Consider the following 14,566-nt stretch of genomic DNA (forward strand, 5'->3'; position numbering starts at 1 on the left):
CCACTCTAAATCGCCACCAGCTTCTGAATCCCCTTGGCCTGCATCTCGGTGCCCGGCCCTGCGGCGATCACCTCGCCGCGCTCCATCACCACGTACTGGTCGGCCAGCGCTTCGGCAAAGTCGTAGTACTGCTCGCACAGCAGCACGGCCATGCCGCGCTCCTTGGCCAGCATGCGGATCACGCGGCCGATGTCCTTGATGATGCTGGGCTGGATGCCTTCGGTCGGCTCGTCCAGGATCAGCAGGCCCGGCGCGGGCGCCAGGGCGCGGGCAATCGCCAGCTGCTGCTGCTGGCCGCCGGACAGATCACCGCCCCGGCGCTGCAGCATCTGCTGGAGCACCGGGAACAGCGTGTACAAGTCCTGCGGAATCGGCGTGCGGCCACTTTGGTAGGCCAGGCCCATGCGCAGGTTGTCCTCCACCGTCAGGCGGCCGAAAATCTCGCGCCCCTGGGGCACGAAACCGATGCCGGCACGCGCGCGCTCGTAAGGCGTCAGCCCCTGGATGGGCTGGCCGTTCCAGGTGATGGTGCCGCTGCGGATGGGCACCAGCCCCATCAGGCTCTTGAGCAGCGTGGTTTTGCCCACGCCGTTGCGCCCCAGCAGCACGGTGATCTGGCCGGACTCGGCCTGCACGCTCACATCGCGCAGGATGTGCGAGCCGCCATAGTACTGATGCAGGTTTTGAACTTTGAGCATTTTTGGCCTCCAGCGCAGATCAAGCCTGCGCAAGCAGCTCTTATTTCGAGAGCTGCCGTTTCAATTTTCATAGCTGCTTGTGCTGGTATTCAGAGGCTTTCAAAGCAAAAATCATTGAAGAACCTCTTAAGACAAGCGCTGACAGCTATCCATCTTCATTGACCCCCAGGTATGCAGACTCGCCAGCACCGCGTCGCGCTGCGGTGGCGACGAGGTGCCAAGCCGCAGACAGTCGCTGCGCTGCACTGCGATTTGGCTTGGCTTGGCAACGACGTATCCAGGCTGGTGTGCATCTCGCTAGCGACCCAGATAGACCTCGATCACGCGCTCGTCGGCCTGCACCTGGGCCAGCGTGCCTTCGGCCAGCACGCTGCCGTCGCACAGCACGGTGACCTTCTCGCTGATGGTGGCGATGAAGGACATGTCGTGCTCCACCACCATCAACGAGTGCTGGCCCTTGAGCGTCAGGAACAGCTCGGCCGTGCGCGCGGTCTCGTCATCGGTCATGCCGGCCACGGGTTCGTCGAGCAGCAGCAGCTTGGGCTCCTGCATCAGCAGCATGCCGATCTCCAGCCACTGCTTCTGGCCGTGGCTGAGCACGCCGGCCTGGCGGTGGACTTCGCTGGCCAGGTGGATGGTGTGCAGGATGCCGGCCAGCCGGTCGCTTTGCGCGCTGTCGAGCCGGAAGAACAAGGAGTGCTGCACACCCTTGTGCGTCTTGAGCGCCAGCTCCAGGTTCTCGAACACCGTCAGTTGCTCGAACACCGTGGGCTTCTGGAACTTGCGGCCAATCCCCAGCTGGGCGATCTGCGGCTCGTTGTGGCGCAACAGGTCGATGGTGGAGCCAAAGAACACCGAGCCTTTGTCCGGCCGGGTCTTGCCGGTGATGATGTCCATCATCGTGGTCTTGCCCGCGCCATTCGGTCCGATGATGCAGCGCAGCTCACCCGGCGCAATGTCCAGGTTCAGGCCGTTGATGGCCTTGAAGCCGTCGAAGCTGACGTGCACGTCTTCCAGGTACAGGATGCGGCCATGGGTCACATCGACTTCGCCCGGCGTCGCGATGCGCGCCATGCTGGCGCTGCGGCCACCTGACGCGGTGTGGTGCGTGGCCTTCTCGACCGCGGCACGCATGCGGACCGCGCCCGCTTCCATCAGGTCCGGGGTCATGCCGCACCTCCCTCTTGCTTCGATCCGAACTTGCCGCGCAGCTTGCGCACCACACCGACGATGCCCTGGGGCATCCACAGCGTCACAGCGATGAACAGGGCGCCCAGGAAATACAACCAGAACTCCGGCGCCGCCACGGTGAGCCAGCTCTTGGCGCCATTCACAGCAAACGCGCCGACGATGGGGCCGATCAGGCTGCCACGCCCGCCCACGGCCGTCCACACGGCGATCTCGATCGAGCTGGCGGCCGACATTTCCACCGGGTTGATGATGCCCACCTGGGGCACGTACAAGGCCCCGGCCAGGCCGCACATCATGGCGCTGATGACCCAGATGGTCAGCTTGTAGGGCAGCGGCGCATAGCCCGAGAACATGACGCGACTTTCGGCATCGCGGATGGCCTGCAGCACGCGGCCAAACTTGCTGCGCACCAGCCAGCGCGCCAGCAGAAAACAGCCCAGCAGGGTGCAACCCGTAAGCACGAACAGGGCCATGCGCATCTCCTGCGTGGCCAGCGGCATGCCGAGGATGCGCTTGAAGTCCGTGAAGCCGTTGTTGCCGCCAAAGCCGGTTTCATTGCGAAAAAACAGCAGCATCGCCGCATAGGTCAGCGCCTGCGTGATGATGGAGAAATACACGCCCTTGATGCGCGAGCGGAAGGCAAACCAGCCAAACACGAAGGCCACGACACCGGGCACCGCGAAGATCAGGATGAAGGTGGCGATGAAACTGTCCGACAGCGCCCAGAACCAGGGCAGCTCCTTCCAGGCCAGGAACACCATGAAGGCGGGCAGCTCCTCGGCGCCCACAGACTGGCGGCTCAGGTACATGCCCATGACGTAGCCGCCCAGCGCAAAGAACAGGCCGTGGCCCAGGCTCAGGATGCCGGTGTAGCCCCAGATCAGGTCCATGGCCAGCGCGCAGATGGCATAGCACATGATCTTGCCCAGCAGGCGCACGGCATAGTCGGACAGGTGGAACACGCTGCCCTCGCCCACCCACAGGTTCAGCACCGGGGCCACGGCACAGACCACGACCAGCGCCAGCATGAAGGCCGACCAGCCGGCCTTGGTGAGCAGCGGTTGGCGTGTTGGCAGCTCCACAGGCACAAACACGCTTGATTTCAAAACAGAACTTGTCATTACTTAGCTCCCGCACCCAGCAAGGAATAAAGCCAGCTTTCGCGGTAGACAGCCCGCAAGGGCCGCCCCGCAGCGAGGCTGTCGTCCCCTTTCCCGCGCAGCGAGAGAAAGGGGAAGCGGCGTAGCCGCACAGGGGATTGATTCAGGTTCATTCCGCGCTCCGCCCCTTCATCGCAAAGATGCCCTGGGGCCGCTTCTGGATGAAGGCGATGATGAACACCAGCACCGCGATCTTGGCCAGCACCGCGCCGGTCCAGCCTTCGAGGAACTTGTTCAGGATGCCCAGCCCCAGCGCGGCATACACCGTGCCCGCCAGCTGGCCCACGCCGCCCAGCACCACCACCATGAAGGAGTCCACGATGTAGCTCTGCCCCAGGTCGGGGCCGACATTGCCCACCTGGCTCAGCGCGCAGCCGGCCAGGCCGGCAATGCCGCTGCCCAGGGCAAACGCCAGCGTGTCCACGCGCGCCGTGTTCACGCCCATGCAGGCCGCAATCGGGCGGTTCTGCGTGACCCCGCGCACGAACAGGCCCAGGCGGGTGCGTGCAATCAGGTAGGCCACGCCCGCCAGCACGGCGAAGGCAAAGGCGATGATGATCAGGCGGTTGAAAGGCAGGGTCAGGTTGGGCAGCAGCTGCCAACCGCCGCTCATCCACACCGGGTTTTCCACGGCCACGTTCTGCGCGCCGAAGGTGGAACGCACCAGCTGCATCAGCACCAGCGAGATGCCCCAGGTAGCCAGCAAAGTTTCCAGCGGGCGGCCGTACAGAAAGCGCAGCACACCGCGCTCCATCACCGCGCCCACCAGGGCCGAGGCCAGGAAGGCCACGGGCAGGGCCGCCAGCAGGTACCAGTCAAAGAAATCGGGCAGGTAGCTGCGGAACACGCCCTGCACCACATAGGTGGCGTAGGCGCCGATCATCATCAGCTCGCCGTGGGCCATGTTGATCACGCCCATCAGGCCGTAGGTGATGGCCAGGCCCAGGGCCACCAGCAGCAGGATGGAGCCCAGGCTGATGCCGGTGAAGGCCACGCCCAGGCGTTCGCCCCAGGCCAGCTGGTCCTTGACCTCGGCCAGGGCGCGCTTGAGCGCCGCCTGCACCTGGGCATCCTGCTCCTGCGCCAGTTGCTCGTTCAGCAGCAGGCGCGTGGCGGGCGTGGCGTGGCGCGCCAGCAGGGCCGCGGCGTCGATGCGCTGCTCGGCCTGCGGACTGCCCAGCAGGGCCGCGGATTTCGCCAGCGCCAGCGCGGCCTTAACGTCCGCCTGCTGCTCGCGCGCCAAGGCCTTGTCGAGCAGCGGCAGGCGTTCGGGCGTCGCGCCCTGCAACATGGCCTGGGCCGCTTCCAGGCGTTCGGCATCGTTGCCCACCAGCAGGTTCAGTGCGGCCAGGGCGTTGCCGATCTCGCGGCGCAGGCGGTTGTTGGTGCTGGCGTCGCTGGCCCCCTCGGGCAGCGGCACGGCCTGGCCCGTCACGGGGTCACGCGCTTCGCCCCCGCGCACGATGAAGGCCCCCGCGCCGGTGAACTGCACCTCACCGTCGCGCAGGGCCTGCAGGAAGTCGGCCGTGCGGGCGGCATCGCCCGTGGCCGCGGCATCCTGCATGGCGGCAATGCGGCTGTTGTTGTCGCCATCGGCCATGGCCAGCGCCTGCTCGGCCGTCAGCGCCTGGGCCGGGGCCTGCCACAAGGCCGCGCAGGCCAGCGCTGCGCCCAGCCAGGGCCGGAGGGTGCGCAAGAGGGGAAAAAGCATAGGTCATCCAATCAGCAAAAGGCCCGTCCGGTGGGGACGGGCCTTCGGGTCGAGGTGCGGTTCACCGGTGCGACCGCGCAGCGGCCGCACGCGTGTCCCCTCACTTCTTCTCGGGCTCGTCCTTCTTCTTGTCGTTGCCGTCGATGAAGGGGCTCCAGGGCTGGGCCTTGATGGGTTCCTTGGTCTTCCAGACCACGTTGAACTGGCCATCGGCCTTGATCTCGCCGATCAGCACCGGCTTGTGCAGGTGGTGGTTCTTGGCATCCATGGTCAGCGTGAAGCCGCTGGGCGCCTTGAAGGTCTGGCCGGCCATGGCGGCGATGACCTTGTTCACCTCCAGGGACTTGGCCTTTTCCACGGCCTGCTTCCACATGTGGATGCCGACGTAGGTGGCTTCCATGGGGTCGTTGGTCAGCGGCTTGGTGGACTGGCCGGGCAGGTTCTTGGCCTTGGCATAGGCGCTCCACTGCTTGATCCAGGCATCGTTGGTGGGGTTCTTGACGCTCATGAAGTAGTTCCACGAGGCCAGGTGGCCGACCAGGGGCTTGGGATCGAGGCCGCGCAGCTCTTCCTCGCCGACCGAGAAGGCCACCACGGGCACCTCGGTGGCCTTGATGCCGGCGTTGCCCAGTTCCTTGTAGAAGGGCACGTTGGAGTCGCCGTTGATGGTGGAGATCACGGCCGTCTTGCCCCCGGCGGCGAACTTCTTGATGTCGGCCACGATGGTCTGGTAGTCGCTGTGGCCAAACGGGGTGTAGGCCTCCATGATGTCCTTGTCGGCCACGCCCTTCTTCTTCAGGAAGGCACGCAGGATCTTGTTGGCCGTGCGCGGGTAGACGTAGTCGGTGCCCAGCAGCACCCAGCGCTTGGCGCTGCCGCCGTCCTCGCCCATCAGGTATTCCACGGCGGGAATGGCCTGCTGGTTGGGCGCCGCACCGGTGTAGAACACGTTCTTGGACAGCTCCTCACCCTCGTACTGCACAGGGTAGAACAGCAGGGCGTTGTTTTCCTCATAGACCGGCAGCACCGACTTGCGGCACACCGAGGTCCAGCAGCCGAAGGTCACGGCCACCTTGTCTTGGCTGATCAGCTGCTTGGCCTTTTCCGCCGCCAGCGGCCAGTTGGAGGCGGTGTCGATCACCACGGGCTCCAGCTTCTTGCCCAGCACGCCGCCCTTGGCGTTGATGTCCTCGATGGTCATCAGGGCCATGTCCTTGAGGGCGGTCTCCGAAATCGCCATGGTGCCCGACAGGGCGTGCAGCACACCCACCTTGATGGTGTCGGCCGCCTGGGCGGACAGTGCGGTAAAGCCCATGCCAGCAACGGTTGCGGCAGCGGCCAGGGTCTTCAGGGTGAAACGGCGTGGCATGGTGAGAACTCCTCTCGGTGGGTTGATGGAGTCCATGCTAGGGATGACCCGGTACGGCGCCTATACGCCGGATGGCGTACGCCCTGCGCCGTTCATCCGCCCTGGCGCAGCCGCCCCAGGGCCAGGGCCGCGGCGGCCGTGCGCGTTTCCACGCCCAGCTTGGCGTGGATGCGCTCCAGGTGCTTTTTCACCGTGGCCGGGCTGCTGCCCACGATGTCGGCAATGTCGCGGTTGATCTTGCCCTGCGCCACCCAGAACAGCACCTCGGCCTCCTTGGCCGTCAGCGCAAAGGCCTCGCGCAGCAGCTGGGCCGCGGCGCTGCCCGACTCCTCGCGCATCACCACCAGCAGCTCGCCACCCTGGCCCTCTTCCATCGGCGGGTGCAGGTGCAGCACCAGCCGCCGGTCGCTGCCGGCCACAGGCTGCGGGGCCGCCAGCACCCAGCGGGGTGGCTCGGCCAGCCCTTGCAGCACCCCGTCCAGCTGCCGCGCCATCCAGTGGCGCAGGGTCTCGCCCACGGTGGCGCCGCCGGCGTCACCGGGGCTGTCGCCATAGGCCAGCAGCAGGCGCCGCGCCAGCGCGGTCTGCCACAGGATGCGGCCGTCCGCCACGCGCACCGTCATGCTGGCATAGCCAAAGGCATCCAGCGCACTGCGCGCCTGCAGGGCCTGCTGCGCCTGGCTGCGGGCACGCCGGGCGGTGCCCAGGTGCACCTGCATGCGGGCCAGCACCTCGGCAGGCTTCAGGGGCTTGGTCACATAGTCCACGCCGCCGGCGGCCAGGGCGGCCACCAGGTGCTCGGTCTCGGTCAGCCCGGTCATGAAGACCACCGGGATGGCCGCGGTCTGCGCATCGGCCTTGAGGCGGCGCGCCACCTCGAAACCGTCCATGCCCGGCATCAGCGCATCCAGCAAGATGATGTCCGGCTGGGCCTGCGCGGCGCGCTGCAAGGCCTGCTCGCCATGCGTGGCCACCAGGACGGTGTAGCCCGCCTCATCCAGCGCGTCGTGCAGCACCGACAGGTTGTCGGGCACGTCGTCCACGATCAGCACCACGTCCGGCACGTTCATGGCTGCCCCACGCCCGTCGCCTGCTGCTGCGCCACTGCGCGCGCCAGGCCGTCCATGTCGAACTGCTGCACCAGGCCGCGCCACTGCGTCCACAGCGCCGCCTGCGCGGGGTGCGCCTGCTCCAACTGCGCCAGGGCCTGGCGCACGCCGCGCACATAGCCCAGTTGCAGCGCCTGGCACAGCGGTGCCAGGGCCTCGGCCGGGACCGCGGCGACGGGTGGGCCATTGCCCCCAGGTTCTTCGCTATTGAATTGCATAGCATCCTGCGCCCGCTGTCCGGGCGTTGCGGTGGGTTTTGCTTCTAGGGCGTAGTGCCACACCAGTTCCAGGCGCTGGGCCAGCCAGTGCAGCAGCTCGCTGTGGCGCACGGGCTTGACCAGGAAGTCCTGCGGCGCAATCCCCACGTCGTTGGGCAGCTCGCGGTCAAAGGCATTGGCCGAGACCACGGCGCAGGCGATGTCGCCGGCCTGCAGCGCCCGCAGGCGGCGCAACGTTTCCCAGCCGTCGATGCCGGGCATGGCCAGGTCCATGAAGACGGCATCGGGCACCCAACCGCCCGCCACCCAGGCCAGGGCCGCATGGCCGCTGTCGGCCTGCTGCACCTCAAAGCCCAGCGGCGCCAGCAGCTGCCGCAGCACGCCGCGGTCGGCCTCCTCGTTGTCCACCACCAGCACCCGGCGACGCGGCCCGGCATAACCCACGGGCATGCGCTGCAGCGGCGCGGCGGCCGGCGCCACGCCCTCGACCGAGGGCAGGAACAGCCGCACCTCGAACACCGCGCCCTGGCCCGGCGCGCTGTGCAGGGTCAGCATGCCGCCCATCAGCTCGGTCAGCATCTTGGCCATGGTCAGGCCCAGGCCCGCACCGCCCGCCGCCGTGGCGGCCTGGCCGCGCTCAAACGGCTCGAAGATGCGCGCCTGCTCCTCGGGCCCCAGGCCCGGGCCGGTGTCGATCACGCGCAGGATGGCCATCTGCCGCGCATGCTGCACCTGCAGGGTGACGTGGCCCTGCTGGGTGAACTTCAGCGCATTGCCCAGCAGGTTGATGACGATCTGGCGCAGCCGCTTTTCGTCGGCCCGCACCACGGCGGGCAGCCGCCCCTGCACCTCGTAGTGGAAGCCCAGGCCCTTGGCCTGGGCCTGCAGGGCGAACAGATCGGCCAGGGCCTGCATGCCTTCGGCAAAGTGCATGGGCGCCACCTGCAGGGCCAGCTTGCCCGATTCGATGCGCGCCACGTCCAGCGTGCCCTCGATCAGCGACAGCAGGTGCTCGCCGCCTCGCCGGATCACCTGCACCGCGTGCTGGCGGTGCGGGGGCACGCTGTCATCGGCCCCCATGAGCTGGGCGTAGCCCAGGATGCTGTTGAGCGGCGTGCGCAGCTCGTGGCTGATGGCGCTGAGGTAGCGGCTCTTGGCCTGGTTGGCGTGGTCGGCGGTTTCGCGCGCCGCCTCGGCCACGGCGCGCGCTTCTTCGGCGGCCTTGCGGGCGCTTTGCAGCGCGGCATCGGTCTGCTGGTGCAGGGCGATTTCGCGCACCAGCAGGCCGGTCTGGCGGTTGGACTCTTCCTGCGCCACGCGGCGGCTCTGGTGCGCCAGCACCAGCCACCAGGCCACGATGCCGGCAATCAGCAGCAGGCCCAGGTAGGCCTTGAGCATGGCCGAGCCCAGCGCCGCCTGTGCGGCCTGCAGCGCGGCCGGCGTCATGGCGGTGCGCTGCAGGGTCTGCAGCTCCTGGTGGTAGAGCAGGCCGAGCACCGCAGCCAGCAGCGGGGCAATCACCAGCATCAGCAGCAGAAAGTGCCCCAGGCCCTTGTCGAACAGCCGCCACAGCTGCTCCGGCAGCAGCCAGCGCAGCGCGGCGCGCCACTGCACGCCCCAGTGCGCCTGGGGCTTGCACAGGTCGCCGCAGCGCGCATCCAGGGTGCAGCACAGCGAACAGATGTGACCGCCATAGGCCGGGCAGTGGGCCATGTCCGGCACTTCGTAGTCGCGCTCGCACACGGTGCAGCGCAGGGTGTGCACGGCCTGGGCCTGGGGAATTGCGCTGCAGCCCGCACAGCCGGTGCAGGCGGGCAGCGTGGCCGTGCGCGCCAGGTAGTAGCGCCCGCGCGTGGCCCAGGCGATCAGCGGTGCGGCGACCAGGGCCACCACCATGGCGATCAGGGCCGAGAACGCCTGGGCCAGTGGCCCGAACACGCCCAGGTGGGCCGCGATCGACAGCCCCGAGGCCAGGCCCATCGCCCCCACGCCCACGGGGTTGATGTCGTACAGGTGGGCGCGCTTGAATTCGATGCCCCGGGGCGACCAGCCCAGCGGCTTGTTGATGACCAGATCGGCCACCACAGCCATGATCCAGGCGATGGCGATGTTGGAGTACAGGCCCAGCACCTCGCCCAGGGCGCGGAACACGTTCATCTCCATCAGCATGAAGGCGATCAGCGTGTTGAACACCACCCAGACCACGCGCCCGGGGTGGCTGTGCGTGAGGCGCGAGAAGAAGTTGGACCAGGCCAGCGAGCCCGCATAGGCATTGGTCACATTGATCTTGAGCTGCGAGATCACCACGAACAGTGCCGTGGCCGCCACCGCCCAGCCGTAGTGCGGGAACACGTACTCGTACGCCGCCAGGTACATCTGGTTGGGATCGACCGCATGGCTGGCCGGCACGGAGTGCGAGATCGCCAGGTAGGCCAGCAGCGCCCCGCCCAGCATCTTGGCCACGCCCAGCACCACCCAGCCCGGCCCGCCCAGCAGCACGCCGGACCACCAGCGCAGCCGCGTGGTCTGCGCACGCGCCGGCATGAAGCGCAGGTAGTCGGCCTGCTCCCCCATCTGGGTGATCAGCGCAATGCCCACGGTCAGCGCCGCACCAAAAAGAGGCAGTGAAAAATGTGCACCCGCGCCCGACTCACCACCGTAGTGCACCACCTGCGCAAACGCACCGGGATTGCGCAGCAGCACGTAGACAAAGGGCACGACCAGCATCAGCAACCACAGCGGCTGGGTCCACATCTGCAGCCGGCTGATCATGGACACCCCGTGCGTGACCAGTGGAATCACCACCAGGGCGCAGATCAGGTAGCCCCAGGCGGGCGGGATGTCCAGCGCCAGCTCCAGCGCATAGGCCATCACGGCCGCCTCCAGCGCGAAGAAGATGAAGGTGAAGGTGGCGTAGATCAGCGAGGTGATGGTCGAGCCGATGTAGCCAAAGCCCGCGCCGCGCGTTAGCAGGTCCATGTCCACGCCGTAGCGCGCCGCGTAGACGCTGATGGGCAGGCCCGCCGCAAAGATGATCAGGCCGGTGGCCACGATGGCCCAGAAAGCATTCGCCCAGCCGTACTGCACCAGCAGCGTGGCGCCCACGGCCTCCAGGATCAGGAACGAAGCCGCGCCGAAGGCGGTGTTCGCCACCCGCCACGCGGACCAGCGCCGAAAGCGCTGCGGCGTGTAGCGCAGGGCGTAGTCCTCCAGGGTTTCCGTCGCCACCCAGCCGTTGTAGTCGCGGCGCACCTTGACCACCTGCTGCGGCACGCAGGGGTCGGTCGAGGCAGGCGTCGCAGGCGCGGCAGCGGCAGGGGACTGGGTCATGGTGGGGCCAGCGATGCAGCTTCTGTGCCCGACTGGCACGGTGCTTGCACTGCAGGTGCCATGCCCTGGTGACCACCCGGGCGCCGCACGGCCCCGCCGTGTGTGCGCGCGCCGGGCGGCATGCAGGCCGCGACATGGCATGGCCGCCCCGTCCCCGTCCACAGGGCCGGCGCTGCGGACCGATGGAGGGAATCGACATGGAATTAACGCCGCGAGAAAAAGACAAGCTGCTTATCTTCACCGCCGCGCTGCTGGCCGAGCGCCGCCAGGCCCGTGGCCTGAAGCTGAACTACCCGGAATCCGTGGCCCTGATCAGCGCCTTCGTCATGGAAGGCGCCCGCGACGGCAAGACCGTGGCCCAGCTGATGAGCGCAGGCCGCACCGTACTGACGCGCGCCGACGTGATGGACGGCGTGGCCGAGATGATTCCCGACATCCAGATCGAGGCCACCTTCCCCGATGGCACCAAGCTGGTCACGGTGCACGAACCCATCGTCTGAGCGACCACCCAGAACTTGCAGGCTTTTAGGCCTCCATCCCTTATTCCACCAGCGCAGACAGCTATGAAAACCAAGAACCTGATCACCACCCTCCTCGCCACCGCGTCGGCCCTGCCGCTGAGCGCCCTGGCCCACGTGGGCGCGGACGGTGGCGGCCACCACAATTTCCTCGACAGCCTGGCCCACGCCTTCGCCCACCCCTTCGGCGGCGCCGACCACCTGGCGGCCATGCTGGCCGTGGGCGCCTGGAGCGCCCTGGCCTTTCCCCACCACGGCACGGCCTGGCGCGCCCCGGCAGCCTTTGTGACCCTGCTGGTGGCCGGCTGCCTGGCCGGCTTTGCGGGCCTGCACGTGCCGGCCGTCGAGCCCATGATTGCCGCCTCGGTGCTGGTGCTGGGCCTGCTGGTGATGGTGCGGCAGAAGATGGCCTGGGGTGCCGCCGCCGCCCTGGTGGGGGTGTTTGCCTTCTTCCACGGCGCGGCCCACGGCTATGAGCTGTTCGAGGACAGCGCCGCCGCTGCAGCCGGTGCCGTGCTGGGCATGGCAGCCGGATCGGCCCTGCTGCACCTGGGCGGCATGGCCCTGGGCCACCGCGTGATGCAGCGCCACCAGTTGCTGGCCAGGCTGGCAGGCGCCGCGACCGCCGTCCTGGGCGTGGCCCTGCTGACACGTCTGGCCTGATCCCACGGAGGCACCGCATGATTCCTGGTGAACTGCTCCTGGACGAGGGGGCCCACCCCCTCAACCCCGGCCGGCGCACGGTCACGCTGCTGGTCAAGAACGCCAGCGACCGGCCCATCCAGGTCGGCTCGCACTACCACTTTGCCGAAACCAACGCCGGCCTGGACTTCGACCGCGCCAGCGCCCACGGCATGCGCCTGAACATCGCCAGCGGCATGGCCGTGCGCTTCGAGCCCGGCCAGCAACGCACGGTGGAGCTGGTCGACATCGGCGGCGACCGCCAGATCTACGGCTTTCGCGGCCTGATTCAAGGAGCACTGTGATATGGCCACCATGGACCGACGTGCCTACGCCGAAACCTTTGGCCCCACCGTGGGCGACCGCCTGCGCCTGGCCGATACCGAACTGATCGTCGAGGTCGAGAAAGACTACACCCTGGCCGCGGGCGGCTATGGCGAGGAAGTGAAGTTCGGCGGCGGCAAGACCATCCGCGACGGCATGGCGCAAAGCCAGCGCACGCGCGAGCAAGGCGCGGTCGATACCGTGCTGACCAATGCCCTGATCCTGGACCACTGGGGCATTGTCAAAGCCGACATCGGCCTGAAGGGTGGCCGCATCGTGGCCATCGGCAAGGCCGGCAACCCCGACACCCAGCCGGGCGTGGACATCATCATCGGCCCGGGCACGGAAATCATCTCCTGCGAAGGCCATATCGTCACAGCCGGCGGCATCGACACCCACATCCACTTCATCGCCCCGCAGCAGATCGAGGAAGCACTGACCAGCGGCGTGACCACCATGATTGGCGGCGGCACCGGCCCGGCCACCGGCACCTTCGCCACCACCTGCACGCCCGGCCCCTGGCACCTGGAGCGCATGCTGCAGGCCGCCGACGCCTTCCCCATGAATCTGGGTTTTCTGGGCAAGGGCAATGCCAGCCTGCCAGCCGGCCTGCACGAGCAGATCAGCGCCGGCGCGATTGGCCTGAAGCTGCACGAAGACTGGGGCAGCACACCCGCGGCCATCAGCAACTGCCTGGATGTGGCCGAAGAGACCGACACGCAGGTCGCCATCCACACCGACACGCTCAACGAATCGGGTTTTGTGGAGGACACCGTGGCCGCCTTCAAGGGCCGCACCATCCACACCTTCCACACCGAAGGCGCGGGCGGCGGCCATGCGCCCGACATCCTGAAGGTGGTGGGCGAGGCGAATGTGCTGCCCTCGTCGACCAACCCCACGCGCCCCTACACCATCAACACGCTGGACGAGCACGTCGACATGCTGATGGTCTGCCACCACCTGGACGCCGGCATTGCCGAGGACCTGGCCTTTGCCGAAAGCCGCATCCGCAAGGAAACGATTGCGGCCGAGGACATCCTGCACGACATCGGCGCCATCAGCATGTTCAGCTCCGACAGCCAGGCCATGGGCCGCGTGGGCGAGGTCATCCTGCGCACCTGGCAGACCGCCCACAAGATGAAGCTGCAGCGCGGTGCACTGCAAGGCGACGGCGCGCGCAACGACAACTTCCGCATCAAGCGCTACATCGCCAAGTACACCATCAACCCGGCGATTGCCCACGGCATCAGCCACGAGGTGGGCAGCATCGAACTGGGCAAGTGGGCCGACCTGGTGATCTGGAAACCCGCCTTCTTCGGCGTCAAGCCGTTTTGCATCTTGAAAGGCGGCAGCATCGCCATGGCCGCCATGGGTGACCCGAACGCCTCCATCCCCACGCCCCAGCCCGTGCACTACCGCCCCATGTTTGCCAGCTTTGGCGGCGCGATTGCCAAGACCTCGCTGACCTTTGTCTCGCAGGCCGGACTGGCGGCCTGCATCGGCGAGCGCTTTGGCCTGGCCAAGACCCTGTCGGCCGTGAAGGGCATCCGCGGTGTGCAAAAGCAGCACATGGTCCACAACGACCTGGCGCCGCGCATGGAGGTGGATGCCCAGACCTATGCCGTGCGCGCCGACGGGCAGCTGCTGACCTGCGAACCCGCGGTCAGCCTGCCCATGGCACAGCGCTATTTCCTGTTTTGAGCGCTCACGCGCCGGGAGCTGTCTTATGGGCCTTGAACCACGCCAGCCAGTCGCCGCTGTCAATCACCGGCGCGGCCTGCACGGTCGCTGGCAAGGCCTCGTAGACCAGCACCGCCAGCATCTGCGTGCCGCCACCGGTCAGGGCCACGGGCACGGTGAGGGTGCGCTTGGTGTATTCGCCCGTGTCCTGCGGCCAGATGCCTTCGTAGCCGTCGAGCACCTGCTCCAGGGCCGCATCCAGCGGATAGACCTCGGCCAGCACCTGCTGCGTGCCCTGCAGCACCAGGCCGGGGTACCAGCCCAGGTCGTGCAACGTGCCCGTCAGCGTGGTGCGGCCGGTGATCACCATGCCGTCGCGCAAGCGCGCAATGTCATTCACTGCGCCGGCGCGCAGCGTGCCGTAGACGGCCACATGGCCCACACCGCAGGGCTGCCAGCCGGACTTATCAGACCGAGAGAGTTCAGAGGGGGTTGACATGTTTGTCATGCTATTGGATAGGAAAGCGCTTGGGAATGCACAAAGCGCGCCAGTCTGTAGCTCTCCTTTTGAAAGTAA

General features: G+C 67.5%; 12 protein-coding genes. 4 read left to right on the plus strand and 8 right to left on the minus strand.

The annotated features are described in order from the left end of the window. Window positions 1–5 precede the first annotated feature (5 nt). The 7 genes from urtE to FYM52_RS05940 form a co-directional block, all read right to left on the minus strand. A complete protein-coding gene (gene urtE, locus FYM52_RS05910) occupies window positions 6–698 on the minus strand; it encodes an urea ABC transporter ATP-binding subunit UrtE (RefSeq protein ID WP_154163426.1) in 693 nt (230 codons plus the stop codon). 297 nt (window positions 699–995) lie between these two features. Further along, entirely contained in the window at window positions 996–1,868 is an 873-nt protein-coding gene (urtD, locus tag FYM52_RS05915; RefSeq protein WP_154163427.1) for an urea ABC transporter ATP-binding protein UrtD, read from the minus strand. Next, window positions 1,865–3,010, minus strand: coding sequence for an urea ABC transporter permease subunit UrtC (gene urtC, locus FYM52_RS05920; protein WP_154163428.1), 1,146 nt, complete (start codon window positions 3,008–3,010; stop codon window positions 1,865–1,867). The genes urtD and urtC overlap by 4 nt, the downstream gene beginning before the upstream one ends. Window positions 3,011–3,158: 148 nt before the next feature. Beyond that, window positions 3,159–4,760, minus strand: a complete 1,602-nt coding sequence (gene urtB / locus FYM52_RS05925) for an urea ABC transporter permease subunit UrtB (RefSeq protein ID WP_154163429.1) — start codon at window positions 4,758–4,760, stop codon at window positions 3,159–3,161. Window positions 4,761–4,860: 100 nt separating this feature from the next. Next, window positions 4,861–6,129, minus strand: coding sequence for an urea ABC transporter substrate-binding protein (gene urtA, locus FYM52_RS05930; RefSeq protein ID WP_043380954.1), 1,269 nt, complete (start codon window positions 6,127–6,129; stop codon window positions 4,861–4,863). A gap of 92 nt (window positions 6,130–6,221) precedes the next feature. Beyond that, window positions 6,222–7,199 carry a response regulator gene (locus tag FYM52_RS05935; RefSeq protein WP_154163430.1) on the minus strand — a complete coding sequence of 326 codons (978 nt, stop codon included), beginning with the start codon at window positions 7,197–7,199 and terminating at the stop codon, window positions 6,222–6,224. After that, the gene (locus tag FYM52_RS05940) at window positions 7,196–10,786 is read right to left on the minus strand and encodes an ATP-binding protein (RefSeq protein ID WP_154163431.1); all 3,591 of its coding nucleotides are present in this window, start codon (window positions 10,784–10,786) and stop codon (window positions 7,196–7,198) included. The genes FYM52_RS05935 and FYM52_RS05940 overlap by 4 nt, the downstream gene beginning before the upstream one ends. 197 nt (window positions 10,787–10,983) lie before the next feature. On the opposite strand from FYM52_RS05940, the gene FYM52_RS05945 reads away from it, so the two are divergent. The 4 genes from FYM52_RS05945 (at window position 10,984) to ureC (ending at window position 14,010) form a co-directional block, all read left to right on the plus strand. Continuing rightward, complete coding sequence (locus tag FYM52_RS05945) at window positions 10,984–11,286, plus strand: urease subunit gamma (RefSeq protein ID WP_042415127.1); 303 nt, start codon at window positions 10,984–10,986, stop codon at window positions 11,284–11,286. A gap of 63 nt (window positions 11,287–11,349) precedes the next feature. Next, window positions 11,350–11,967: a HupE/UreJ family protein gene (locus tag FYM52_RS05950; RefSeq protein WP_154163432.1), complete on the plus strand. Its 618-nt coding sequence runs from the start codon at window positions 11,350–11,352 to the stop codon at window positions 11,965–11,967. A gap of 17 nt (window positions 11,968–11,984) precedes the next feature. After that, complete coding sequence (locus FYM52_RS05955; protein WP_042415133.1) at window positions 11,985–12,290, plus strand: urease subunit beta; 306 nt, start codon at window positions 11,985–11,987, stop codon at window positions 12,288–12,290. A gap of 1 nt (window position 12,291) precedes the next feature. Next, window positions 12,292–14,010: an urease subunit alpha gene (gene ureC, locus FYM52_RS05960; RefSeq protein WP_154163433.1), complete on the plus strand. Its 1,719-nt coding sequence runs from the start codon at window positions 12,292–12,294 to the stop codon at window positions 14,008–14,010. Between the two features lie 4 nt (window positions 14,011–14,014). On the opposite strand, the gene FYM52_RS05965 is transcribed toward ureC, so the two are convergent. Beyond that, on the minus strand, window positions 14,015–14,488 hold the full coding sequence (locus tag FYM52_RS05965) for a gamma-glutamylcyclotransferase family protein (RefSeq protein WP_154163434.1): 474 nt from the start codon (window positions 14,486–14,488) through the stop codon (window positions 14,015–14,017). Between the last annotated feature and the right edge of the window lie 78 nt (window positions 14,489–14,566).

The organism is Comamonas sp. CAH-2 (genome assembly GCF_009668305.1).
GTDB lineage: Bacteria > Pseudomonadota > Gammaproteobacteria > Burkholderiales > Burkholderiaceae_C > Comamonas > Comamonas aquatica.